Origin of the sequence: Vibrio sp. Y51_MX_L26, from assembly GCF_024181935.1 — a bacterium.
GTDB classification, from domain to species: domain Bacteria; phylum Pseudomonadota; class Gammaproteobacteria; order Enterobacterales; family Vibrionaceae; genus Vibrio; species Vibrio diabolicus.
Genome location: NZ_JAMZAS010000001.1, coordinates 1,361,331 through 1,387,911 on the forward strand (window position 1 = coordinate 1,361,331; position 26,581 = coordinate 1,387,911).

Genomic DNA, 26,581 nt, shown 5'->3' on the forward strand with positions numbered 1-26,581 from the left:
AAGGAGTTGCCTGAACTATGGATTGATGTGGAGCGCTTATGGACAATCAGTATTTAGACATCAGAACGCTCAACTTTATCGTTATTCTGTTCTCTTGCATTTACTCAATCAGTCTACTTTGTTACCAATACACACAGAAAAAAATCAAAGGCTTAAAGACTTTTTCTCTCTCGCTGTTATTCATTGGCTTTGGGCCTTTTTTACTGGGATTTAGAGGCTCCGCACCAGATTGGCTTACCATCGTCATAGCTAATACGCTCATATTAATCGGCTTCTTGCTTACGCTTTACAGCGTGAGCATTTTTCGTCAATTCCCTCTAAAACTGGCCCACTCACTCGCTTTTTTAACGCCCATTTTCAGCAGTTCGTTTTATTATTTCACCTTCCATGACCATTCAATTAAAAGCCGTATCATTTACTTAAGTGTTTATATCTGCATCGTTACGTTTTTTAGTGGGATCGCCATGCTGAAAGGCACCAAGCAAGACCAAAAACTCCCAACCATAGTGATGGCGTGCTCCTTCTTTTGCTTCAGTATTTTTATGGGCTTCAGAGCACTTTGGAGCGCTTTCGCCAATGAAGTGCCAAATTTTATGACCGCAGGTTTTATCCACCAGATGACGTTTTTACTTAGCATCTGTCTGATTGTCGCTATGAGCTTTAGCATGTTGTGGCTAATTAACGGCCGCTTGGTACAGTCAATCAATGATCTCTCACATTTAGACGCCCTCACAGGGCTTCATAATCGTCGCGCGATGGAAGAAATTGTTCCAAATCTTGTTAATCAAGCGCATAAACAGAACCAATCAATAAGCATCATCATGACCGACATGGACGAGTTCAAAGCGATTAATGATCACTATGGCCATACGGTAGGCGATTCCGTCATGGCTACGATTGCCGCTATCTTTAAGAAACACCTCCCAGAGTCAGCGTGCACAGTACGATTTGGTGGTGATGAGTTCATGATTGTTTTACTTGAAAAAGCACACCGAGCCAAAATTGTTGCCGAGCAAATTCGTATAGCGGTGGAAACAGAAGCCTCATTGCAATCATTCGAAAATGAGATCACCATGAGCTTTGGAATCAGTGAGTTATCTGAGGGACAATCACTCCACGAGGTCGTTGCTGAAGCTGACGAAGCGCTGTATAGCTCTAAACATACGGGCAGAAACCAAGTCACCTTGTTTGGAGAAGGGAAAGGCCTAACTTATAAGTTTGTCCCGACTCCCTCGAAAAGCGCATAATCATATTTGTGACGCCCATAGCGGTAAGTCAGCTTAAAAATTGCGTTAAGTATAATCCGAGCGATTTAAACCAAACTTTTGCATCTTTTGATTCAAAGTTCGACGAGGTAAATCCAACTCCTGCATCACCTCGTTAATGCGTCCGTGGTGCCTGACCAATGAATCATGCAGCACCTTACGCTCAAAATTATGTAATTGAATAACCAGAGGAACACCCACTTGCGTCTCCTCCGTGGTTGACGAAGGACGGCTAGAGAGAATTTCCATCACAGATACCGTTTCATCCAAAGCAAAACGCATAGCCACGTTTCGCAGCTCTCGAACATTCCCAGGCCAAGCGTAGGAAAGCACAGCGTTTCTATCTGCATCACTCAATGGTCGGGTTTCAGGGTTAGTTTGCAAGGTGAAGTGCTCAAACAAAATCAGTGAATCTTCTTCTCTCTCCCTTAGTGGCGGCAAATAAATTTGCGCGACGTTGAGCCGATAGTATAAATCTTGCCGAAACTCTTCATGATCATTGAGATCTTCTTTCGCGGCGGCGATCACTCTCAAATCAACCGAGATCTGTTGATTGCCTCCAACGCGCTCAACTGTATGTTCCTGTAATGAACGCAGCACTTTCACCTGCATCGACAACGGCATGCTTTCTATCTCGTCAAAAAACAACGTGCCTTTATCGGCGTATTCCAACTTGCCGATGCGTCGTTTGTTTGCACCAGTGAACGCCCCAGCTTCGTGACCAAACAACTCACTCTCGAAAAGGTGTTCTGGAATCGCACCACAGTTTATCGGCACAAAGTGATGAGGTTTTCTTTGGCTTTCATTATGTAAACTGGTCGCCACCAGCTCTTTACCACAACCTGTTTCGCCGTAAATGATCACGTTAGTATCGATTTTCGCCAATTTCGCAACTTGCTCGCGTAATTGCTGCATCACTCGACTTTGACCAATGAGCACCTCTTCTAAACCACTCACGCTAGCTAGATACTCTTGGCGGTGAAGCGTCGATGTTTGCGCGCGATGGCTCTCGACCGCATCTGTCACACGTTGAGACAAACGCTCCGGCTGGAAAGGTTTTTCAATAAAATCAAACGCGCCGTTTTGTAGCGCATTCACCGCCATATCCACATCACCATGACCAGTAATTAGTATCATTGGTGTTGGAATGTGATTCGCAATAAGGCTCTCTAAAATCGAAATTCCATCAGTATCTGGCAAACGAACATCACTAACTATCGCATCAAACTCTTGGTTCAGAATGGCGGTTTTGCCTTCCTCCCCCGAGCTAAAAGCTATGACGTCAAACCCCGCCAATTGCAGCCATTGGCTTGTTGCTTGACGAACGATGTCATCATCTTCAATTAGGGCGATACGCGGAATGTCGTCAAAAGTCATGAGTTACTGCCTGATCGGTGATAGAAGTCTTTGCTAAAGTTAGCAAAAACCATGCTATAGAAAAGGAGCTAGATCCCACTTCTTAATCACAATTCTTTAACATCCAATCAGTTAAGCGCACTCTTTCACTACCAACTACGATAACTATATTCAGCCAAACGGAGTCCGAATGCAGCGCACTAAGAATGGGAAAATGTGGCTAACCGCCGTATTGATCAGTGCGCTGGTGATCTTTTTCTACGGTGCTAGCCGAGAGGTGGCCCATCAATGGCTGAGCGTCCAAACTCAACAAGAAGCACAACAGAAACTCCTCGACTACATTGGTGAAGTCCGCCGAGCATTAAAACGTTTCTATCACCTTCCCTATCTCGTCACGAATAACCCAGAAACAATTGCGTTTGTTAAAGGCAATTTAAACTACTACGAGCCACTTCAAGCACAACTGACACAGCTCGATAAAGCCGCGAATACAGAGGGTTGGTTGATACTTTCAACCTCGGGAGAAGTGTTGGTATCGAGTCTGATCGATGAACGGTTCAGTCGCTCTGACCGCCGTGCGATTGTCGAACAAATACAACGTCAGGGAGAAGGCGTCTCACTAGTGAATAAAACAAAAGGTTCTAGTCCACTTTACTACCTCTCTGCACCAATTTTTGATGGTTTGGAGATAGCGGGCATCGTTGTTGTTCAAATCAACCTGAGTTTGCTAACGGAGCAGACCATCACCAGCCAAGACATCATCACGCTACAAAATCGCCATCAACGCTTCTTCCTCTCCAGCAGTACAAACTATAACGCCGACTGGTTTAATGAACCGAATAACCAAGTCAAAGTCGAAACTCAAACACTGTATGACAATACGGTGATTCATTTCTGGACTCTCAATCAGCAGCGCTACTTTGCACACACAGTAAAGCTGGACGACTTAAACTGGTTTGTCAGTTACCTTATTCCGACCAAACCTGTTCAGCAAACGATTAGTGTCATTGGATGGAGCATCGCAGCGCTCCTCCTGCTCCTTATTCTATTGGTGATCATTGGTTTACAGCGTCGACAAAAACATCTCAATCAGCAGCGTATTCAAGCCTTACTAGAAGAATCGCAACGCCGACTTAAACAGATGATCAATAAAACACATGTTGGTTTGTTGTTGATTGATGAACAAGGTCTATTGTTCGACCTCAACCCAATGGCAAAACGCCTTTTTTGTCTTCCTGAAAGTGTGAATCGTCATACCTTCGCCTGGGAGTTATTTGATGCGGGTAATTCAAATTCGACCACACTCACTTTGCTTAGAGATCTGCCAAAGCATAAGGAACTAGCAGAGATTAGCGCTGTAGAAACCATGGCGCGACGCAGTGATGGCAGCGTATTTCCTGTACTATTTTCACTCACTAGCTTCCCATGGCACGGTGAGCAGTATTTCCTTGCTACCATAATCGACATTAGCAAACGTAAAAAAGCGGAACAATCGCTGCAGCTGATTAACCAAGAGCTCGCTCAAAGGGTGGAAGAGCGAACTCAAGCTTTAAAACAAGCCCAAGAGCAATTGATTGAATCAAGCAAAATGGCAGCATTGGGCAGAATGTCGAGCGCGATTACCCACGAGTTAAACCAACCATTGACTGGCCTGCGTACCCTTTTAACCACCAACGAGTTGCTAGCAGAACGTGGACAAACAGACATGATGAAAGCCAATAACAAGTTGATTCAAAAGTTGATTGACCGCATGGCAAGCATGACCAGTCAGCTAAAAACGTTTGCCTACAATAAACCAGAGACACTGCACGAGATATCGCTGACAAACGCTTTAGAAGAGACGCTACGCGTCTATCAATCTCAACTCGCGAAGGTAGATGTTCGGGTACGCATTCCCAACGACTTACCCAATATCATTGGCGAAGAGCAACGCCTACAACAAGTGCTCGGCAACCTAATTTCTAACGCATTAGATGCGATGAAAGAGACCCAAGATCCACAGTTAATGATTGCCGTTACACCCACTTCCGATAATGTCGAGGTCGTGGTAAGTGATAATGGGTGTGGGGTACCTTCGGACCAACTCGATACCATGTTCGAGCCTTTCCAAACCAGTAAAAAAATTGGTGAAGGACTGGGGTTAGGACTTTCCATCACCGCCAACAATATGCGAGATATGCAAGGGAAAGTCAGTGCGCAGCTCAACGCTGATAAAGGCATGTCCTTCACCTTAATGTTTGAGCTCGCTCCTCATCGTAGCTAACCCAATACCATCCACCTCTTCAGCTTTTCTCCACACAATTAAAGAGCAATAAATCTTGATCAACTTTATAAAGCGAGTTGCCTAACCTACGCTTAACTTGATGAATCGCCACATGCTATTCATCAGCACAATTTTTGGTGGTTGACACCAAGTTTTAGCTCCCACCATCTAATTTATTGATAAGTAATTATTTAAAGTAAGAATGGATGCGTTATGAGAAAACTAACTTTAGCAGCAACAGGGGCGCTTTTTATTTTATCACCTCACGCTTTTGCAGCACCTTACGCAGCAGACGCTCGAAGTCACGGAATGGGAAATACAGGCGTCGTTTCCGCTGACTATTTAACCGCTCCTCTACACAACCCAGCCCTAGGCGCTCTCTATCGAGAAAATGACGATATCGGCCTACTCATTCCCGCTCTCGGCGTCAATATTCGCGATGAGGATGAAGCTTTATCAGCCGTTGATGATGTTCAAGACCTTTACGATAGTATTCAGGGCATTCCCACACCTGCGAACGAAGCCGAACTTAATCGACTACTCGATCAATTAGATAAGAGTGCTCCAGTCGTCATTAACGGAGGTCTGAGCCTCGCGATTGCGATTCCGACACGCTACATGTCGGTAAACCTTTTTAGCGCTGGTTATGTGGAGATACTTGCGGCACCCGATATCTCAGATTCAACAAACACCGCAGATCGATACCTCAATTCTGCCGTCGACCTAGCGGCTTTCGGTAGTGCGGAATATGGCGTTGCCTTGGCTCGCGCTTACACGATAGGTGGGCAGCAATTCGCATTTGGTATTACGCCCAAATACCAACAGCTTAAAACCTATACGCAGCGTACAACACTAGATGACTTTGATATCGAGGATTACGACAAAAGTGAAGTATCAAAGAACACGTTCAATATGGATCTTGGGGTCGCTTGGTATCACAACGCATTTAGAGCTGGTCTCTCGTTAAAAGACGTCTTCGAACAAGATATAGAAACAAAACTAGGCAACTACACCTACGAACTCACGCCACAAGCGACCCTTGGTATCGGCTATGTCGGGGACTATGTAGCTCTGAGCCTAGACGCCGATCTCACCAAACAAAAGCGCTTTAAAGAGCTCGACGATGACACGCAGTTTATTCGCGTTGGTATCGAGGGGAATGCTTGGGGATGGGCTCAACTCCGCGCTGGTTATGAAGTTGACCTAGAAAATAACCTCGATAGCTCGGTGACAGGTGGCATTGGCATCAGTCCTTTTGATGTGATCAGTGTAGACCTAGCAGGGTCTTACGCTGGCGATAACCAGTTTGGCGCGGCGGCGAATTTAGCATTTACGTTTTGAATACGAATGCCAACCTAAATTCACTTAGGTTGGCATTGTTAACAACCATCCTATATCTCAATGTTTATCATTACTGACGTTTGGTGATGAACTGATAAAAACACGATCTCGCTACAAGTATCGAGATGTCTCCTACACTATTCTCAAGCAATAAATCCACAAACATTTCCTAAATATAAAGAGTGAGAAACATGATTAAGTTTCCAGATAATTTCCTTTGGGGTGGTGCCATTGCGGCAAACCAGGTAGAGGGGGCATACAACCTTGGGGGGAAAGGTTTATCAACATCAGATATGTTGCCAAACGGCATTCTGAGCCCGCATCAAACGCGTGAAGAACGAACGCCTGGTATCAAAGATCTTGCTATCGATTTCTACAATCGCTATCTAGAAGATATTGCCCTGTTTAAAGAGATGGGATTCACCTGCCTGCGCTTATCCATCGCTTGGAGCCGTATTTTTCCTAATGGCGATGAGCTTGCGCCAAATGAAGAAGGACTGGCGTTTTACGACAAAATTTTTGATGAGCTAGCCAAACACGACATTCAACCATTTGTGACGCTTTCTCATTACGAGATGCCTTACGCCTTGGTTGAGAATTATGGTGGTTGGGGCGATCGTCGAGTGATAGAGTTTTTCGAGCGTTACGCTCGCACCGTGCTGGAACGCTACAAAGACAAAGTGAAGCTATGGTTAACGTTCAACGAAATCAACATGTCACTGCATGCGCCATTTACGGGAGTGGGCTTGCAAGAAGACGCCAGTGAACAAGACATTTATCAAGCGATTCACCACCAGCTAGTCGCAAACGCGAAAGCGGTAAAATTGTGTCAGCAAATCGTACCAAACGGCAAGATTGGTAACATGCTGCTTGGCGCAATCAACTACCCATATACTTGTAACCCTGATGATGTGTTAGCCGCCATGCATGAAAACAACAAGTGGTTGTTCTTCGGTGATGTACAAACACGTGGTCAGTACCCTGGCTACATGAAGCGTTACTTCCGTGAAAATGGCATTGAAATTCAGATGGAAGAAGGCGACTTAGAAGAGATCGCATCGGCAAGTGTCGATTTCATCTCATTCAGCTACTACGCAAGTGGCTGTGCAAGTGCGGACCCGAAACAGAAGGAAGTGGGTAACATCGTCGATAGCGTACCAAACCCATATCTTGAGAAGAGCCAATGGGGCTGGTTGATCGATCCAAAAGGCCTGCGCGTTTTGCTTAACTTCCTTCACGATCGTTACCAAAAACCGCTATTTATCGTCGAGAATGGCTTAGGCGCTCGTGATGAATTCGATGAAAACGGGGAAATCCAAGACGATTATCGAATTTCATACCTTAATGATCATTTGGTTCAAGCACACGAAGCGATTCTTGATGGCGTTGAGTTGATGGGCTTCACCAGCTGGGGGCCTATCGACTTGGTGGCTAACTCAACAGCCGAAATGAGCAAGCGTTACGGTTATATTTATGTCGATCGTCATGATGATGGGCAAGGAACGCTAGAGCGTAAACGCAAGAAGAGCTTCTACTGGTATCAAGACGTGATTCGTACTTCAGGCGGTTCATTGAAAAGCTAAGCCTGTTGTCTGGATATAAAGTGCGACTAGGCATTCGCCTAAACCATCAAGCCCTGCATTTGCAGGGCTTGAATTTTAAGGTGTTAATGCATTTAGAGATTAAACTGCAATCTCTCCACCGTCTTCACGTCGAATGACAACCGTCGCCGCTCGTGGGCGCACAGAAACACCAGCAGGCGTTTCTTCGGCGGCATCTTCACTGTATGGCCAGTTGCCTGGGTGCTGAATATTCACAAACAATGATTTGTAATCAGGGCTGATAGTAAAGCCCGTCACTTCACAACCATTTGGTCCGACAAAGAAACGTTTAAGCTCTGCTTGGTTATCCGCACCAATCACTGCTTGGTCACCATTCTCATCTGTTAGCTTAGATGGCACAACGGCCAACATTTGATCATTAGTGTAAGACGTAACTTCATCTGCGCCGTTATCGGTCTGAATCCACAAAATACCACGGCCATCAAACGCTAATCCGTCAGGGCTAGCAAACTGGTTTAGCTCATTCAGGCCAGAACGGTTGGTATCTGCATCACCATTTGCTGGCGAACCAAAGACAAAAATATCCCAAGTAAAGTCTGTAGCTGAAGCCCCTTCATCCCAACGAATAACGTGACCAAACTTATTATTCAAACGTGGGTTCGCAGGATTGGTTTCATCTGTACGGCGCGTATTGTTCGTCAATGTTAAGTAAACCGAACCTGTGAATGGATCAACCGTACACCACTCTGGGCGATCCATTGGGGTTGCCCCAACGAGGTCAGCCGCGCCTGCCGTATTAATGATAATTTCAGCCAATGAGTTAAAGTGCTCCGCTAACGTACCACCAGATTTTGTTACGCTATCAAGCGTCAACGGCAACCAAGTACCTGTACTGTCTTCATTGAAACGCGCAACATACAGTGTGCCTTCGTCCATGTACTTATCGCCTGTCGCTAGGCGGTTTTCCGAGTTTGCATCTGCAGGATCCCACGCTGCCGCAGATTCAAATTTGTATAGGTACTCAAAGCGAGAGTCGTGACCAGAGTAGAATACCACTGGTTTGCCTTCTTCCAACTTACCGAAAGTACAGCCTTCGTGGCGGAAACGACCTAGTGCAGTGCGCTTCTTCGCACGCGAGTTTTGCGTGTAAGGGTCAATTTCGACGATGTAACCGTGACCATTGGCTTCATTACGGTAATCATCCATTGCACTTGCTCCTGTTGGAGCCACGTTAAAGCGAGAAAACTCATCGAGACGCTCTTCTGCATTTCCTGCAAGTGTTTCCCACAAGTAGCGTGTGCTTTGGTCATCAACACCAATGCGATCTTGTTCTTCTGTACGAGTCCCGGCGTTAACAAAGTAACCTGGCCAGTTCTCTTCACAAGTTAAGTAAGTGCCCCATGGCGTGTAGCCGTTGCCACAGTTGTTTAACGTACCACGTGCTTGGCTGCCATCTGGCGAGAAACGAGTGACGGTTAGTGACGTGTGCGCCACTGGGCCAGATAAGTCCATTGCTGTCGCACCAGTGTAACGGCGGTTTAGTGGATCAGTATCGACTAGCTTCCACATGTTATTTTCAAGCTGAATACGAACCACTGACACACCGTGCGCGTTAATCTCTTTACGCACTTCATCTACAATGGTACGTACGCCATTTTCAACCGTCGGACCGTTTGGATGCAGTGCTGATGTATCAATGTACTCGTGGTTAATACATAGTAAGCCATCTGTGGTGCTATCGTTCAATGGGAAAAAATGCATGCCGTCATGGTGCATGCCTAGCGCATTTAACTGATCGGTACTGGTGTTGGTACCATCATTTTGCCATGCGCTGCCTTGTGCATTAAGTGGTGTTCCCCAAGGTACCAATACTTGTGCGGTGTAGCCTTGTGGAATTGAAACGGCGTCAGTGAGTGAGCCAGGGATAGATTCAAAGTTAAGAACGGCTTTAGATACGCCCGAGCCACTGCTTACTGTACTTCCTGAGTCAGACGAATTACAACCAGCCAATCCGAAAGCACCAAACGCTGTCATCGCACTGATACCTAAACCACCTTTTAGAATGCTGCGTCGAGATAGGCTCGCTTCTAATACTTCTTCAAATGGTTTGTTTTCACTTTGGTTATAACGCGTCGCGTCAAAGGTTTCCTTGCTCATTTTTACTTTCCCGATCTTATAGTTTAATTAATAAATAAGTGATTAGTTGAACGGCAAGAAGTTTGGAGAAGAAAAATGACAAAAGTGCTTAAAACATATGAAACTTGTGTTTCAGCAGTGCAGCAAACTCAGCAGCGTTACCAATTGAGCAATTAAGTTTTGGTCACATAATCACCAACTGTATCGCTTCATTCTGATTTTACTTGGGCTAAAGTGTGATAGAAGGTATAAGGTGTACGAATTCAAATCATCTACGAGAGATAATCATGAAATTAGACAAGATCGATAACAAGAGCCGTCGTATCCGTAAAAAGCTGTTCTTAGGTGAGTTCGCAATCCTAGGTTTCGAGATCAGCTGTGAAACAGACATCAACGACTTCGACCGTTACGATGCATTCGTTGATGACTTTATCGACTACATTGATGGGCTTGGCCTTTGCTTCGGCGGCGGTGGTCTAGAACTGTTTGAAGGCTTCCTATGCTCTACTGACCGTTACGGCAGTGCTACTGAAGAGCAAAAAGCACAAGTTATTGCATGGTTAGAAGCACGTCCAGAAGTGAAAAGCGCAAAAGCTGGCGACTTGGTTGACGCAAACTACCTGTAAGTAACAGAGTCATACTGACAATAATAAAAAGCTGGTCTCCGGACTGGCTTTTTTACTTTTGGAAGTGTGTGATAGTAAAAGTAGAGTGCTTGGAGGTTGTGCGGAGTGAATGTGATTGTGGCGTTTTTGAGCTGGCAATCAGCGGGAAACGGCGTTCCACTGCCAGCTCGTGCCTTTAGGTATCATTAACTATGATTTTTTAGCTGGTGCGTCTTTCGTGTCTTTCCAGTATTGAATACGCACACGATGTAGCTGAGCTCTTCTAGTCTTTTTCATAGTAAAATCCCTCATCTTATATAAGTAACGCTCCTTATGGAGCTTATTGTCTAAGGTCGAATCCCCTTCAATCTATAAGGGAACCAATTATTTAACCGTGACCAATTTCACAACATAATGATAATTACCGATTTCTTGCAGTCATCTTTGGCTAGTAAACGGCGTATTATCTCTCTGACACGGTTAACTTACTCACCAGATATGACAGAAAAATGGCAATCAAGTTCCCTATATTATCTGTCACTGAATCTTAATAATGATTCCTGAAAAATTTTGCAAGTAAGATATCAATTGCCCATCACTTTCAGCCGAGTAACTCTTTTCGCGTTCGTGATCGCAGTTGTGTGCGACCCAATTAAGGCTGGATTCGCTGCTGATATTGCTGACGGTACTCGCGTGGCGTAAGCCCTTTATACGTTTTGAAGTGACGATTAAACAGGGCTTGGTTTCGATACCCTACTCTCTCAAACACAATTCCAATCGGCAAAGGCGTTGATTGCAGCAAATCTGCGGCATGATTGATCCACAATTTCATTAGGCGTTGGCTAAACGGCTCTTTAAAGTGCTTTTGAAACAATCTTGTGACCGCACTTTCACTCAGCGATAAGTAGTTCGCCAAGTCTGCGAGCGTCACTTTGCTAGCAAAGTGACGCTCGAGATACGCGTTGACACTTGCCACTCGTTCTCTTTCCTGTAATTCGTGTTCACTCATCGATAAATAAGAGTGAGTCATCAGTGTTTTCGCTCCTTCATCGTGAGCAATCAGAGACAAAACATGGAGAAATCTCGAGAGTTGCTCCATTGCAGGAAACGTCATGAGCTCATGCAGAAGATCCACAACGTGCTGAGCTGTCCGCTCAGAAAACACCACACCTTTGTTGGCTGCCTTTAAAAGCGGATCAAGCTTTCTAAGCTCTGCGCAATAGAACATCAAATTGGCAATCCACTCACGCTTAAACCAGATCACATGAGTCTCGCACTTGCTCTCGACCAATGTGGAATGAATAGAGTGAGGCACACCTGGAGCGATCAATAGCATTTGGTTGTGAGTCACTTCTAATTCGTGATGACCAATATGCAAACTGCCAGTGAAGTGGCGATGGATGACTAATTCAAACACATCATCGTGAAAATGGAGATCGTACTCTTTTTCTGGCTCATCAATGCGACGATAGCGCCAAGAAAAACCTGGTCTTTGTGGTACTTTTTCGATGTGTGCCATTGGCTACTCCACAAAATAGTATTGTTTCACGCTCAAATAATATCAGTATTGCCAGCTTAATCTTCATCACGCCGAAATAGTATTGATATTAAGCGGCATACTATCAACTTTGTGTCGTCACGCTCCTTATTGTTGCCTTGAAAGACAAGATAACTAAGGAGGCTTTCATGAGTCACTTCACTGTCAAGCTACGCCAAGTCCTGCACAAAACACGTGATGAATGGGCAACATTCGCCATCAAAGAAATGGAAATTCCACCTAATACTATCGCCAAATTTTATGGCTACAAATCGAGTTGTGATCTTGAGCAAATTCTTAAACAGGATGAAAACGACACCAATTCGGACATTTGCTCGACACCTTGTACGAGATCTCTTACAAGCAATGTAAGCAAAACGACCATCATTGACTAAGACAAAATCGAAAAATTAAAATAAGCCATTGAAAATTATCAGGTATATCATTTCAAACAATATTCGCTGCCAAAGTTTTTTTACCTAGCTAATTGAGAGTAATCAGCAAAACATCAATACTGATTGTGTCGACAGGATGTTGGCGGGAACAGGAAAAAAACCTAATGGACTAGGTATCTTCAGGATGAAGATTTGGTAGCTTAGGATGAGTTATCAGCAAGGATGTAGTTAAGCTCTAGGATAGAGTTCGCCCGTCAGGATGATAGGCAAGAATGGACACCGCTAGGAAGGCGATGAACAAGGAACTCGGTTAAAGGACTTAACCACAATCAAGGATAGATGCAGGGAGCACCTATAGTAGCCGGATTGCTGCGAAAAAGAATAAGCCCCGTCTGGGAAACCAGGCGGGGTTTTATTTTGTCTGGTATTTATTATTCACGAGGCACCCGATTCTCTTGCGTCGATTTATTTCGTGCCGTGCTATCATTTTCTCTACGTCTTTCAGCAAGCTCACAGCAAATCTCACATTATGCTTAATCCTGTTTGGTTACATACATTTAAGACATTGATTGAAGTCGGTCATTTCACACAAACGGCAGAAAAACTTTTTATGACCCAACCAGGTGTCAGCCAACACATCAAAAAGTTAGAGCAAAGTTGTCAGCATGCGCTGATCAAACGTGAAAACAAAAGCTTCGAATTAACAGAGCAAGGTCGGATTGTTTACGCCTACGCGCTGGAGTTAGAAGAAAGAGAGAAAGCGTTGCTCGAAGAACTGAGTTTTGATGATGCATTTTCAGGTCACTGTAAACTAGCCTGTTCTGGCGCAATGGCATTGATGCTGTATGGCCCTCTTTTAGAAAAGCAAAAACAGCACTCAGGCTTATCGCTGCATTTAGAAGCCGCACCCAATCACTCGATTCTCAATGCAATAACGGAAGGAAGCATTGATATTGGTATCGTAACTGATGTTCCTCACAAAGGTTTATTTCACAGTGAAAGAATTGGTAAGGAGCAGTTGTGCTTAGTCCTACCTAATCAATACCGCGAAAAGCAGATAACACCACAACTCTTGCACGACTGTGGTGTCATTGCCCATCCTGATGCCAAGCACTACATGACGCTGTTTTTTGACCAATGCGCGGAACAAGAGCTCCAAGAAATTAAGATGAGCGATTTACCATTATCCGGCTACGTGAATCAATTAAGCCAAATTTTACTGCCTGTGAGTAAAGGACTCGGCTTCACCGTGCTGCCTCAAAGTGCTGTCGACAACTTCCCACAAAAAGATACCTTGCACATCGCACAACTGAAAAACACCGTGTGTGAAGAGTTATTTTTAGTTCGCAAACGCAGTCGTGTTCTGCCACTGCGCTATCAAACAATTAAAGATGTGTTATTGGACGTCATCACAAACTCAAAACAAACTACAGAATAGCCTAGCGTTTTAAACTCGTCGTAATCCGTTTGCTTAAAAAAGTCCACAGACAACTTCCGGCTTACAACGCTGAGAATGCCCGATGATTCAACAAATTATTTTTGTCGTAACGACGAGTTTTTTTCGTTTTCTTCTCGCGAGAAAAAAACCTAAGGTGCGCACCTCTAACGAAGTGGTTGTCCAACCACACATCTAAATCGTTGAAGTCAGTAGGTAATATCACCTAAATATCACATACCTGCTGCATTCTATACTCTATACTTATATTTTTAATTTGGTACTGACTTACTAAGGAATTGCCATGCGTATTGCTATTCTCTCTCGTAATGAGAATTTATATTCAACCATGCGCCTAAAACAGGCAGGTGAAGAGCGTGGACATCAAGTAGACGTCATCGATACTCTGCACTGTTATATGGACATTACGAGCAACAACCCTAAGATCCGCTATAAGGGTGAAGAATTGCCACAATACGACGCTGTGATTCCTCGCATCGGTGCATCCATCACATTCTACGGTACCGCGGTTGTACGTCAGTTTGAAATGATGGGCACATTTTGTGTCAACGAATCGGTCGCGATCAGTCGCTCTCGTGACAAATTACGCTCGTTGCAACTGTTATCGCGTAAAGGCATCGGCTTGCCGCGCACTGGCTTTGCTCACCACCCTGATAACATTCAGGACGTGATCAAAAATGTTGGTGGCGCACCTCTAGTGATTAAATTACTAGAAGGAACTCAAGGCATCGGTGTTGTGCTTGCTGAAACCAACAAAGCAGCAGAAAGCGTGATCGAAGCATTCATGGGGTTGAAAGCAAACATCATGGTGCAAGAGTTCATCGAAGAAGCTAAAGGCGCTGACATACGTTGCTTTGTTGTCGGTAATAAAGTGATTGCAGCGATGAAGCGCCAAGCGAAAGAAGGCGAGTTCCGCTCTAACTTACATCGCGGCGGCTCTGCACAGTTAGTGCGACTAAGCAAAGAAGAACGCGCTACTGCGATTAACGCGGCAAAAGTCATGGGGTTAAACCTATGCGGTGTAGATATCCTTCAATCTAAAAACGGCCCAGTGGTAATGGAAGTGAATTCTTCACCAGGTCTTGAAGGTATCGAGCTCGCTACAGAAAAAGACGTTGCTGGTATGATTTTCGACTTTATCGAGAAAAACGCAAAACCACACGCAAACCGTACTCGTGGTAAAGGTTGATAATTGTTTGAGTGAGAGCCTGCTTAGTAGGCTCTCGTATTACTCATCGCTAGGATGACACTATGAATCAGAAAATGATCATTGGGAACGCCGAAGCTATTTGCTTACCTGAGTTAGGGATTACTCACCTTGAAGCGCGCATTGATACGGGCGCACAAACCTCTTCATTGCATGTAGATAACATTGATTGCTTTGAAAAAGATGGTCAGTCTTACGTTGCATTCGATCTACACCCGGATGTTTATCATTTAGAACAAGTGGTTCGCTGCACAGCGAAGCTAAAGGCAAACCGTAAAGTTAAATCTTCAAACGGTACCTTTGAGCATCGCTGCGTTATCACCACCATGCTGCGCATGGGTGACAAACAATGGCCAATCGACATTACGTTGACCAACCGTGAAAAAATGACTTACATGATGCTGTTAGGTCGTCAGGGCATGGCAGACAAAGTGCTGGTAGACCCTAGCCAATCTCATTTATTGGCATCTTAACCCCGTAGCTTCAGATGAGTGATCGAGCATCTTTGTTGAGCATCACTCGTCTGGCTTTATCTTCGTCTACTTCCTGCTAAATAGCGCAAACAACAAGCCCTTCGCTTTGACCTTTGTAACGCGCCAATGGGTCATCGGCTTAGTCGGCGCAGTATGCAGAATGTGCTGATACGCTTTCTCATCAAAAGTCACCTCTCCCCCATGCGCCAAAAGCAAACATTGCGGATTCATCTCAAACACACGCTTTAATGATTGGCGATATTGGTTTGGATGAAATATGGGAAACGGCGCAATCAGGTGTTTCTTAACCTGCACCATCAAATCCGCCACATACAATACATCTTGTTCAGAATGATAAACCGACAAATCTCTATCGGTATGTCCCTGCGTTTCTAGCACCTGCCAATCATCAAACCCCGGAATACACTCACCATCGATGAGTTCGATATCGGGCTTTAACTTGCGCGAATACCACAGGTTTTGCTTTGGTTTACGCATCCGGTTCGCCATCCAGCGCGCTAACATCAAATCGGTCAAATGCATTAGCCAACCGTCTACACCGCTATACCACTGGCTCTCTCGCTTTGCGGCCAATAGCTTACATCCAGTTAAATCACGCAGTTTGTGCGCGCCACCAGCGTGGTCTGGATGCATGTGAGTTACAACGACCAACTTTAGGTCAGAAAAAGGACGATGGAGTTGATGTTCAATAAAATCTTTAAGGTGAGGAATGTCTGCTCGACTTGCACCATCAAGCAACATTAATTTATCGGGATATTCGGCGAGATACATGGTCTGAATGTATCCCTGAATTCTGTGCAGCTGCAAAATATATCCTTATTTGAGTGAGATTTTTCATGACCGCTTCCTTGCTGGTCAGACCAACTATAACAGCAGAATCGACGCTCCGGTAAACAAATGTTCACACCCGACTACGACAACAAATCATAATCGAGATGATAGATTTTAATCATTAGACTCAGAGGCACTTTTATCCGTTAATGCGCGCACACGGAGTTCGTGTCAGGGTATGAGGTTAATACCTCATGATTTGCTTTTTTGTACTTTTCCTTCTAATTAAGGACTTAAGTACATTTTTGTGAGAATCGAGTTGGAAAAAGCAACTAAATTAGACCGCATCCGCGCGGACTACAACGTTCACTACTGGAGCCAAGGTTTCTACGGTATTGATGACCAAGGCGAGGTTTACGTATCACCTCGTAGTGATCGTGCACATCAAATCCCTTTCAGTGCCATTGTAAATGAGCTAGAAGCGCAGCAGTTAAATCTGCCTGTATTAGTGCGCTTCCCGCAAATCGTGCACCAACGTGTGCATGGAATTTGCCACGCTTTCAACCAAGCAATTGAAGAATACCAATATCCAAACAAATACCTGTTGGTGTACCCAATTAAAGTAAACCAACAACGTGAAGTGGTGGATGAAATTCTAGCGAGCCAAGCTCAACTAGAAACCAAACAGCTTGGTCTTGAAGCGGGTAGCAAGCCAGAATTGTTGGCAGTACTTGCATTGGCTCAACAAGGCAGCTCCGTGATCGTGTGTAACGGCTACAAAGACCGTGAGTATGTGCGTCTTGCACTGATCGGTGAAAAACTAGGCCACAAAGTATTCATCGTACTAGAGAAGCTTTCTGAGCTGGATCTGGTGCTAGAAGAAGCGAAAAGCTTGGGCGTAAAACCGCGCCTTGGTTTGCGCATTCGCCTCGCCTCTCAAGGTGCAGGGAAATGGCAAGCAAGTGGCGGCGAAAAATCGAAGTTTGGTTTGTCTGCATCGCAAGTGCTTAGCGTTATTGAACGTCTGAAACGCGAAGGCAGCCTAGATGCGATGCAACTGGTTCACTTCCACCTTGGCTCACAGATGGCAAACATCCGTGATGTACGTAATGGTGTGAATGAGTCTGCACGTTTCTACTGCGAACTGCGCGCACTGGGTGCAAACATCGAATACTTCGATGTGGGCGGCGGTTTGGCAGTCGACTACGACGGCACACGCAGCCAATCATCGAATTCGATGAACTACGGCCTTGCAGAGTACGCACGTAATATCGTCAACACAGTGGGCGACGTGTGTCAGCAATACGAACAACCGATGCCAGTGATCATTTCAGAATCCGGTCGTTCACTGACAGCGCACCACGCTGTGTTGATTTCTAACGTAATTGGTACAGAAACGTACCAACCGGAAGAAGTGTATGAACTTGGCGCAGATGCTCCACTTTTGCTACAAAACATGTGGCGAAACTGGGAAAACTTACAAGATGGTACAGACGCTCGTGCGTTAATTGAGATCTACAACGATACCCAAAGTGATTTGGCAGAGGTACACTCTCAATTCGCAACTGGTGTGCTTAACTTGGAGCAACGTGCGTGGGCAGAGCAACTGTCACTGCGCATTTACTTCGAACTAAGCCGCAAGATGAGCACTAAAAATCGCTTCCACCGTCCGATTCTGGACGAGTTGAGTGAACGTCTTGCAGATAAGTTCTTCGTGAACTTTTCTCTCTTCCAATCTCTACCAGATGCTTGGGGTATTGATCAGGTGTTCCCTGTTCTGCCACTTTCTGGTCTTGGCGATGCGGAAGAGCGTCGTGCGGTAATGTTGGACATCACATGTGACTCTGATGGCGCGATCGACCACTACGTTGATGGTCAAGGCATCGAGAGCACGCTACCTGTACCAGCTTGGAGCAAAGACAAACCGTACCTAATGGGCTTTTTCCTAGTAGGCGCATACCAAGAAATCCTTGGTGACATGCACAACCTATTTGGCGACACCCACAGTGCAGTAGTCAATGTTGATGAACACGGTCAATTTGAGATCAGTTACATCAATGAAGGTGATAGTGTAGAAGACATGATGCGCTACGTTCATATCGACGTGGATGCGATTCGTGACAATTACAAACAATTGGTTTCCCAACGAGTTGAAGCCAATGAACAAGCACAAATCCTAGCAGAACTAGAACAAGGTCTAGCGGGATACACCTATTTAGAGGACTTCTGATATGAATGATTTGTTTACTAAAACCGATTATTCGCTTTACTCCAACTCTATGTCGTTTTTACGTCTACCGTACATTCGTAATCCGGTATCGGCAGACGCAGACGTTGTGGTGCTAGGGGTTCCTCTGGACATGGCTACATCTGGTCGTCCAGGCGCACGCATGGGTCCAGATGCAATTCGCCGTGCCTCAGTCAACTTGGCATGGGAAGGTAAGAAGTTCCCTTGGGACTTCAACGTATTGGATAAACTGAAAGTGATCGACGCGGGCGACCTTGTGTTCGATTGCGGTGATGCGGAAGATTTCACTTACCGTCTAGAGGCGGCAACCAGTGAAATTCTAAAAAGCGGCAAGACCATGTTGGGATTGGGCGGTGACCACTTCATCACACTGCCTATCCTACGTGCTTACGCAAAGCATCATGGCCAAATGGCTTTGATTCACTTTGACGCTCATACGGATACCTACGCAAATGGCAGTTCATACGACCACGGTACAATGTTCTACCATGCGCCGAAAGAAGGTTTGATCTCAGCGAAGAACTCAGTACAAATCGGTATTCGTACTGAGTATAAACAGCAAGATCACGGCTTCAATGTGATTAATGCGATGCAAGCGAATGACATGTCGGTGAACGAGATCTTAGAAGAGATTCGTCGCACCGTCGCAGACAAGCCAGTGTATGTTACTTTTGACATCGACTGCTTGGATCCAGCCTTCGCACCGGGAACAGGCACACCAGTTTGTGGTGGCTTGAACTCAGACAAAGCGCTGAAAATTATTCGTGGCTTAGCCGGCATGAATATCGTGGGTATGGATGTTGTAGAAGTATCGCCTCCATACGACCACAGCGATGTTACTGCACTGGCGGGAGCAACCATTGCGCTAGAAATGCTTTACGCATACGCATCTGGCCGCGAATAAACATAATCATTTCTAAGGGAGCTTCGGCTCCCTTTTTATTCATGGTGCCTTCTCCAGTCTTTTCTTCGTTCGAACCATGTCTTGCTCTGGCTAACCAAAACAATTCTTCTCCCCTCGATTTTAACCATAAAAACCAATGACCTATAAGTAGGTTTACATTCACAACAAATAAGAGATTTAACGTAATTCAACAAAGAAAAGCAGCCTATTTCCGAATGCAAATTAAGATTAGTTTTTCTAATGCATATTATAGATTTTTATCTTGCTCAACTTCACACTTTTCGATTGCTAATTGTACACGCAAAGACTAATATCTCGCGCAAATAGCCCCGTAACACCAAAAGTCTGTTGGCACTCTGCATTAGAGCGCTAAGGGTTTTTACGTCTTAAATTTTTTGGAGAGATACGCAAATGTCTGCTTCGTTTCCATTAGCGAAACTTACCTTTTTAATCGCAATATTGACTGCCGTGGGTCAAATGACCCAAACAATGTACGTGCCTTCAATCGGTCATATGGCGGGTGAGTTTTTGGTGTCTGCGTCATCACTTCAAGCTGTGATGGCTTGTTACCTAATCCCATATGGCTTATCGCAATTCGTGTACGGTACGTTATCGGACCGCTTAGGTCGCAAGCCAATCATCATAGCAGGCCTACTTATCTACATCGTAGGTACATTGGTGGCGCTCTTTGCACACCAATTTGAATGGTTCTTGATTGGTAGTTTCATCCAAGGTTTAGGTATTGGCTGCGGTGGTGCGATGTCACGCACTCTGACTCGCGACTGTTTTGAAGGTTCTGAGCTACACAGAGCAAATAGCTTAATCAGCATGTGTGTGATTTTCTCACCATTGTTGGCTCCCGTGCTTGGCGGATACTTAACCGAAGCGTTTGGCTGGCGCTCTAGCTACCTATTCTTAGCGCTGTTTGGCATTGCAGTGGTGATTACCATGATGACCAGCATGATGGAGACTCTACCAAAAGAGAAACGCAAGTTCGAACCAGTAGCCAAAAGCTACAAACACGTTTTATCAGATCGCCGCTTCCAAGGCTTTTTGATCTGCCTAGTTGCGACGTTTGCTGGCGTAGGTGTGTTCGAGGCAGCAGCTGGGGTATTGCTAGGTGGTGTATTGGCATTACCAGCGACCACAGTAAGTTTGCTGTTTATCTTGCCGATCCCGGGTTACTTGGTGGGTGCGGGCTTATCTAGCTACATCGCGCAGCGTCGCTCTGAGCGTCGTGCTTTAAATGTGGGCTTGGTATCGATTTTTGTTGGCTCTGCTATTGTGCTCATCCCTGGCTTGTTTGGTTTAACCACGGCGTTAACGCTGGTTGGTGGCGCAACCGTGTACTTTTTGGGTGCGGGTATCCTATTCCCAGCAGCAACAACCGGAGCAATTGCGCCATTCCCATATCATGCAGGAACAGCTGGCGCGACTCTGGGTGGCATGCAGAACTTGGGCGCCGGTATTGCAACCTTGCTTGCATCGCTATTCCCAGCGCATAACCAAATGCCGCTTGGTGTTTTGATGATGGCAATGTCGGTAATTGCAATGCTTGGGCTCATGTGGGTAAATAGAGCGCACAACCACTCAAACGAAGTGCCGCAAGTCATCTGATCATTATCGACTAACGTTCAAAATCCAAAAGGGACACACTAAACTAGTGTGTCCCTTTTTTCATATCACACTATATCGTTTTACCGATGAGAATGATTTAACTTTCGAATTGATATTTGTTAAAAATAACAGCTGCTTACACAATGTGTTTTCAGCTCCCTTCAAATTGAGTAGCCAACTCGGAAATATTGAGAATTCTCACTTTTTCGGCACACCCCATAACAAAGAATGGACAACTGAAAACCACTAACGAAATGAAAGCCCAGCCCTCAGGATGAGGCCACTTGGGTGTACAATAAGGATAAAAACAGATGCGTTTCACTTTAACTACGTTGGCCGTCTCGGTCGCGCTTGTCGCCGGATGCAGCAATCAAGGAACTCCCAGCATGACTCAATACTCCCAATCACAGATCGTTGCTCAACAAACTCAAGCTCCGGTTGCGAAGAAAGTCCCTCACGCGATGACTACTCATGGTGATACTCGCGTTGATAACTACTACTGGATGCGTGACGACGAGCGTAAAGATCCGGAAATTTTGCAGCACCTAGAGCAAGAAAATCAGTATGCGGAAACCGTTCTCAAGCACACTGAAGCTCTTCAAAATGAGCTATTTGAAGAAATTAAAGGTCGTATAGCAAAAGACGACAACTCCGTTCCTGTGCGTAAAGGCAACTACTTCTACTCAAGTGAAGTGACCGGAGATAACGAATACGAAGTTCATCTTCGAGCGAAAGACTTTGCAGGCAAAGACAAGCAAGTCATTTTAGATGTCAATGAACTTGCAAAAGAACATGAGTTCTTCAGCATTGGCGGCTTGTACGTTAGTCCGAATGAAAACTTACTAGCGTATGGCGAAGATACATTAAGCCGCCGCGTTTACACTCTTAAGATCAAAGACCTGAAGACAGGCAATTACCTACAAGATGAAATCGAAGGCGCCTCAAGCGCGATTGCATGGCAGAACGATAACAACGCCTTTTACTACATCAAAAAAGATCCACAGACCTTGCTGGGCTACCAAGTGTATCGTCATGTTTTAGGCACGCCACAAAGCAGCGATGAGTTGATTTTTGAAGAAACCGACAGCGCCTATTACACCTCACTAAGCAAAAGCAAAGATGGCGAAGATATTTATATCTGGCATTCCAGTACAGAAACCAGCGGCGTCTCCATCATCGATGCGAACAACCCTAAAGCAAAGGCGAAGCCTTTTTATCCTCGTGAAAATGGCATTGAATACAGCATTTCTAGGCTAGGCGATTGGTATTACATTTATACCAACTATCAAGCCGTGAACTTCCGTTTGATGAAAGTTAAGCAAGAAGAGATGCACGATCGCTCTAAGTGGCAAGACGTGATCGCCGCAGACGACAACACTCAACTTGTCGACTTCGAGCTATTCGATGATCACCTCGTCTATGAGCAGCGCTCTAACGGCTTAGCAAGCGTCACTGTACGTCAACTCTCAACAGGAAAAGAATTCCCCCTCACATTTAATGACGATGCGTTTGCTGCCTATTTGACAGGCAACCTAGAGCTGGATAACGAGAAAGTTCGTATTTATTACAGCAGTTTAACCACTCCAGGAACCTACTACGATTTCGATCTAAAAACGGGCGAGTCAGAAATCATGAAGCAAACACCTGTACTTGGTGATTTTAATCCTGACAATTACCAATCAGAACGCATTATGATCACAGCCCGTGACGGTAAAGAAGTACCCGTTTCTTTGGTGTATCGTAAAGACTTATTTAAGAAGGATGGTACGAATCCAGTCTACCAATATGGTTATGGCTCTTATGGAGCAACCATTGAGCCAACTTTCCGCTCGGCACGTTTAAGTCTATTGGATCGCGGCTTTGTTTACGCCATCGCTCATATCCGTGGATCTGAAATGCTTGGCCGTCCTTGGTATGAAGATGGTAAAAAACTCACCAAGCAAAACACATTCAACGACTTTATTGATGTGACTAAAGGTTTGGTTGAACAAGGCTATGGCGCGAAAGATAAAGTCTTCGCTGTTGGTGGCTCTGCAGGTGGTCTCTTAATGGGGGCTGTCATCAACCAAGCACCAGAACTGTATCGCGGTATCGGCGCTCATGTTCCGTTTGTGGACGTGGTAACCACTATGCTCGATGAATCAATTCCATTGACCACCAATGAATATGATGAATGGGGTAACCCAAATAACAAAACATACTATGACTATATGTTGAGTTACTCGCCTTACGACAACATCAAGGCACAAAACTACCCGAACATGTTGGTAACGACTGGCTTGCACGACTCTCAAGTGCAGTACTTTGAACCAATGAAGTGGGTCGCCAAACTTCGTGAAATGAAGACTGACGATAACGTTTTGTTGTTCAAAACCGATATGGAAGCCGGACACGGCGGCGCATCTGGTCGATTTAAACGCTTAAAAGAAGATGCGCTAGAGTATGCGTTCTTTCTCGATTTACTCGATAAAAAATAATCGTTTCAATTGAACTGTATCTCTAACAACAAAAATGCCCGCAACTTGCGGGCATTTTTTATAGACGCGCTATCTAAACAGAGACTTGGGTTACCTAAGCACATCATTACCAGTGTCTCTTATAGCCAAAGGATAGCAGAAAGAAAAACGCCTACTCACAACGAGTAGGCGTTAACACAATAAATGTGTTTAGGCAGTAGAAACTGGCCTATTTATTAGAAGTAGTAACGAGCACCTAGAGTCCAGTAGTCGTTCTCTTCGCTAGTGTAATCGTTACCTAGGTCAAACTGGTAAGCAGCAAACGTTACGAAAGCAGGAGTTACTGCGTACTCTGCTTGTAGCGCAGTTTCGCTTGAAACTGTCTTGTTGTCTTCTTCGTCTTCTACGCCTTCGTAGTTAACGCTGAATGTCCAATCGTTTACGCCGTATGCCAAAAGAGCTTCAAGTTGAGAAGTGTCTTTACGCATTTGGTAGAAGTACTCGTTCATACCGTATACTACCGCTGCGTAAAGGCCTGAACCGTATTGACCGTAGTTTACAGAGAATAAGTGTGATTCAGCTGTCTTAGTACCTATAGAAGAGTTCTCAACATCACCGCCGCTGTATACGTAGCCAAGACCGAAGCCCGCAACAGAACCGCTTAGTGCGATTTGACCACGATCTTCAAATACTGTTTCAGGCTTAAGTTGGTCTGTTACTTTGTATTCGCTAGTTTGCTTACCCTGCCAACCTAGACCAAGGTTGAAAGCAAAACCTTCACCAAATTCAAAACCTTTACGGTAGCTAAGCATTTTATCAGCACGAGCTGAACCTAGGCTACCGTGGTTGCTGTACAAGAAATCGTTCGCAAACGCGATTGGTAGATCCGCAACGCCAGCTACATCGTAGTACGGTGACCATTGAGTACCCGCAACAAGGCGACCGTACTGCTCATGAGTTGCACCGATGTAACCTAGACGCGTAGAAAATGACTGATCACCACCGTCAAGGTAGTTAAGTGCCCATTCGCCTTTAGCGTCGATAGTGATACCATTGCCAATGTCTTTCTTACCCGCAACGTTAATACGTGGAGATACTTGGTGAACTTTTACTTCTTCTTCGAGCGTGCCCAACCGCTTCGGAGAAAAAAGCCAGTCGCTTGGCGATGACTAATGTACCAAGGCCACCAAGTAATGGTCCTAATATCAGCGCTGCCACAATTGCGTTCACCATGAAGGCATAAGAAAAGCTATCGCTTAACCATCCAGCTTCAACGCCGCTAACCGCTAACTCTCGTAACCAATTCATTATGCAGCCTCCACTTTTGCTGTGTAGTGCTTGAATAATGTTTCTATACGATCGGGACTTAATACATCTGAATGGTGCCCTGACGCCACAATTTGACGATTTACGACATGGACCTGCGCATCTAAACGGCGCACTGCGGTCACGTCATGGTGTACTGCCAGTACCGTTTTGCCTTCTCCAACGACTTCATGAATCAAACCTTCAAGGTACCGAACACCTTGCTCGTCCATCCCAGTTGTAGGTTCATCTAAAACCAATAAATTGGGCTCATCCAGTAAAGCTTGCGCAAACAAAACACGCTGTTGCTCTCCGCCAGAGAGTTGCCCCATACGACGATCGCAACGCGTTGCCATGCCCACACGATCAAGCTGGGCCAGAGCATGTTGAGTTTGCTTTGTTTTACGTCGCCAAAATAGAGGAATACGGGTTTGATTAAGCAGCACAAAATCCATCACGGTTAACGGGAGGCTTGCTTCAAACATCGCTTTTTGTGGCACATACCCTATCTTCCCCGAGGCAGCTGATTGCTCTGGCCAATTGAGTGCAATGTTTCCCGAAAATGGTGTTAGCCCAAGTATCGAACGAAGCAAAGAGGTTTTCCCACCACCATTCGGCCCCATGATAACGTGGCATTTCGCGCTCTCGAATTCAGCGCTGATGTTCTGCAAAATAATATTGTCGGCGTATTTTAGGCCCACGTTACTTAAGGAAACGGAAGGTCCAGTCATTACGCCTTTTCCCCTGCTCGCTTGCTCGCAACAAACTTCATTGCCTCAATGAGCGTTTCCACGTTATCTCGCATCTCAACCTCGACTTTATCAGCCTCATACTCACCGTGAGTCATGTGAGAAAAGCGATAAAGCTGCACCCCAGTAGCCTCTTCGATGGTATCAACAAAACGGTTCGGCATATTGAGCTCATAAAACAGCACATCAATACCCGATTCACGAATTTTCTCAATCGTTTCCTGCAACTGACTGGCACTTGGTTCAACACCATGAGCAGGCTCAATGACAGCGGCAACGTCAACACCAAACTCCTGAAGGATATAGCCGTAAGCATTGTGGGTTGTCGCCACCTTCATACCAGCCGTGTCCAACTCACCAAGAGACAACATTGCATCACGCTTCATCAGGCGGAAAGTTTTCGCATATTTACGAGCATTTTGGCGATAAAAAGTAGCGTTGTCTGGGTCCAGTTTACTTAGCTCACTCGCGATGGTGTAAACCTTTTGAATAGTGGTCGATAGACCAACAAAGGTGTGAGGGTTCACTGCACCTTGACCAACTGACTGCCCCATCGCCGGTAACAGAGGCACTTCTTTGTTCGCTTCGATAACCACGAGATCATCACGCTGAGAGGCTTTGATCACTTTCAGTGCAAAATCGTCATGACCAATACCATTGATCACTATCGCATCCATTTCATTCAAACGCTTAAGATCATTGGGTTGCGGCAAATAGTTATGAGGGTTAAAACCAGCATCGACCAGAGGAATGATGTTCGCCTTGTCATCAACAACAGCTTTGACATAGCTGTAATAAGGTTGAAGCGTAATACCAATACTGAGTTTATCGGCAGCAAAGCCAGTAGAAGACACCGTCAATAACACGGTGGCTGTAAGAATACGACGTAAAAGAGAGCGTTTGATCATAGTACT

At 45.2% G+C, this 26,581-nt stretch carries 20 protein-coding genes and 1 pseudogene; 13 read left to right on the forward strand and 8 right to left on the reverse strand.

Annotated elements, in window-relative coordinates; genetic code table 11:
• The first annotated feature begins 38 nt into the window (after positions 1-38).
• Positions 39-1,247, forward strand: a complete 1,209-nt coding sequence (locus NL645_RS05965; RefSeq protein WP_253651395.1) for a diguanylate cyclase — start codon at positions 39-41, stop codon at positions 1,245-1,247.
• Between the two features lie 45 nt (positions 1,248-1,292).
• Here the strand turns inward: NL645_RS05965 and NL645_RS05970 are convergent, their stop codons facing one another.
• Positions 1,293-2,642 (reverse strand): sigma-54 dependent transcriptional regulator, encoded by a 1,350-nt coding sequence (locus tag NL645_RS05970; RefSeq protein ID WP_048624672.1) that lies wholly within the window; start codon positions 2,640-2,642, stop codon positions 1,293-1,295.
• Between the two features lie 169 nt (positions 2,643-2,811).
• Here NL645_RS05970 and NL645_RS05975 point away from each other — a divergent pair, with 169 nt between their 5' ends.
• The 3 genes from NL645_RS05975 to NL645_RS05985 all read left to right on the forward strand — a co-directional run bounded on the left by NL645_RS05975 (position 2,812) and on the right by NL645_RS05985 (position 7,808).
• On the forward strand, positions 2,812-4,884 hold the full coding sequence (locus tag NL645_RS05975; protein WP_253651396.1) for an ATP-binding protein: 2,073 nt from the start codon (positions 2,812-2,814) through the stop codon (positions 4,882-4,884).
• Between the two features lie 213 nt (positions 4,885-5,097).
• Complete coding sequence (locus NL645_RS05980; RefSeq protein WP_253651397.1) at positions 5,098-6,225, forward strand: conjugal transfer protein TraF; 1,128 nt, start codon at positions 5,098-5,100, stop codon at positions 6,223-6,225.
• Positions 6,226-6,416: 191 nt separating this feature from the next.
• The gene (locus NL645_RS05985) at positions 6,417-7,808 is read left to right on the forward strand and encodes a glycoside hydrolase family 1 protein (RefSeq protein ID WP_253651398.1); all 1,392 of its coding nucleotides are present in this window, start codon (positions 6,417-6,419) and stop codon (positions 7,806-7,808) included.
• A gap of 99 nt (positions 7,809-7,907) precedes the next feature.
• Here the strand turns inward: NL645_RS05985 and NL645_RS05990 are convergent, their stop codons facing one another.
• Entirely contained in the window at positions 7,908-9,944 is a 2,037-nt protein-coding gene (locus NL645_RS05990) for a PhoX family phosphatase (RefSeq protein ID WP_253651399.1), read from the reverse strand.
• A 266-nt stretch (positions 9,945-10,210) separates the two neighbouring features.
• On the opposite strand from NL645_RS05990, the gene NL645_RS05995 reads away from it, so the two are divergent.
• The gene (locus NL645_RS05995; protein WP_005393599.1) at positions 10,211-10,549 is read left to right on the forward strand and encodes a YggL family protein; all 339 of its coding nucleotides are present in this window, start codon (positions 10,211-10,213) and stop codon (positions 10,547-10,549) included.
• A gap of 631 nt (positions 10,550-11,180) precedes the next feature.
• On the opposite strand, the gene NL645_RS06000 is transcribed toward NL645_RS05995, so the two are convergent.
• The gene (locus NL645_RS06000) at positions 11,181-12,047 is read right to left on the reverse strand and encodes a helix-turn-helix domain-containing protein (RefSeq protein WP_253651400.1); all 867 of its coding nucleotides are present in this window, start codon (positions 12,045-12,047) and stop codon (positions 11,181-11,183) included.
• Positions 12,048-12,214: 167 nt separating this feature from the next.
• On the opposite strand from NL645_RS06000, the gene NL645_RS06005 reads away from it, so the two are divergent.
• The 4 genes from NL645_RS06005 (at position 12,215) to NL645_RS06020 (ending at position 15,596) form a co-directional block, all read left to right on the forward strand.
• The gene (locus tag NL645_RS06005) at positions 12,215-12,460 is read left to right on the forward strand and encodes a hypothetical protein (protein WP_253651401.1); all 246 of its coding nucleotides are present in this window, start codon (positions 12,215-12,217) and stop codon (positions 12,458-12,460) included.
• A gap of 529 nt (positions 12,461-12,989) precedes the next feature.
• Entirely contained in the window at positions 12,990-13,898 is a 909-nt protein-coding gene (locus NL645_RS06010) for a LysR family transcriptional regulator (RefSeq protein WP_253651402.1), read from the forward strand.
• 301 nt (positions 13,899-14,199) lie between these two features.
• Positions 14,200-15,105, forward strand: coding sequence for a 30S ribosomal protein S6--L-glutamate ligase (gene rimK / locus NL645_RS06015; RefSeq protein ID WP_005393586.1), 906 nt, complete (start codon positions 14,200-14,202; stop codon positions 15,103-15,105).
• A 62-nt stretch (positions 15,106-15,167) separates the two neighbouring features.
• Entirely contained in the window at positions 15,168-15,596 is a 429-nt protein-coding gene (locus NL645_RS06020; RefSeq protein ID WP_005393584.1) for a RimK/LysX family protein, read from the forward strand.
• 66 nt (positions 15,597-15,662) lie between these two features.
• Here the strand turns inward: NL645_RS06020 and NL645_RS06025 are convergent, their stop codons facing one another.
• Positions 15,663-16,388, reverse strand: a complete 726-nt coding sequence (locus tag NL645_RS06025; RefSeq protein ID WP_046873896.1) for an MBL fold metallo-hydrolase — start codon at positions 16,386-16,388, stop codon at positions 15,663-15,665.
• A 319-nt stretch (positions 16,389-16,707) separates the two neighbouring features.
• Here NL645_RS06025 and speA point away from each other — a divergent pair, with 319 nt between their 5' ends.
• From speA to NL645_RS06045, 4 genes are all read left to right on the forward strand, one after another.
• Positions 16,708-18,618: an arginine decarboxylase gene (speA, locus tag NL645_RS06030; protein WP_253651403.1), complete on the forward strand. Its 1,911-nt coding sequence runs from the start codon at positions 16,708-16,710 to the stop codon at positions 18,616-18,618.
• Between the two features lies 1 nt (position 18,619).
• Positions 18,620-19,540 (forward strand): agmatinase, encoded by a 921-nt coding sequence (gene speB / locus NL645_RS06035; RefSeq protein ID WP_005393578.1) that lies wholly within the window; start codon positions 18,620-18,622, stop codon positions 19,538-19,540.
• 411 nt (positions 19,541-19,951) lie between these two features.
• Positions 19,952-21,157: a multidrug efflux MFS transporter EmrD gene (emrD, locus tag NL645_RS06040; RefSeq protein WP_005393574.1), complete on the forward strand. Its 1,206-nt coding sequence runs from the start codon at positions 19,952-19,954 to the stop codon at positions 21,155-21,157.
• A 311-nt stretch (positions 21,158-21,468) separates the two neighbouring features.
• Positions 21,469-23,634 carry a S9 family peptidase gene (locus NL645_RS06045; RefSeq protein WP_253651404.1) on the forward strand — a complete coding sequence of 722 codons (2,166 nt, stop codon included), beginning with the start codon at positions 21,469-21,471 and terminating at the stop codon, positions 23,632-23,634.
• Positions 23,635-23,849: 215 nt separating this feature from the next.
• On the opposite strand, the gene NL645_RS06050 is transcribed toward NL645_RS06045, so the two are convergent.
• The 4 genes and pseudogenes from NL645_RS06050 to NL645_RS06065 form a co-directional block, all read right to left on the reverse strand.
• Positions 23,850-24,746, reverse strand: coding sequence for a porin (locus NL645_RS06050; protein ID WP_253651405.1), 897 nt, complete (start codon positions 24,744-24,746; stop codon positions 23,850-23,852).
• Positions 24,736-24,921, reverse strand: a pseudogene (locus tag NL645_RS06055) (metal ABC transporter permease); the annotation flags it as partial. The gene NL645_RS06050 and the pseudogene NL645_RS06055, both read right to left, overlap by 11 nt.
• Positions 24,921-25,649 (reverse strand): metal ABC transporter ATP-binding protein, encoded by a 729-nt coding sequence (locus tag NL645_RS06060; RefSeq protein WP_053807975.1) that lies wholly within the window; start codon positions 25,647-25,649, stop codon positions 24,921-24,923. The pseudogene NL645_RS06055 and the gene NL645_RS06060, both read right to left, overlap by 1 nt.
• Positions 25,649-26,575: a zinc ABC transporter substrate-binding protein gene (locus NL645_RS06065; protein ID WP_006741228.1), complete on the reverse strand. Its 927-nt coding sequence runs from the start codon at positions 26,573-26,575 to the stop codon at positions 25,649-25,651. Before NL645_RS06065 ends, NL645_RS06060 begins: the two co-directional genes overlap by 1 nt.
• Positions 26,576-26,581 lie beyond the last annotated feature (6 nt).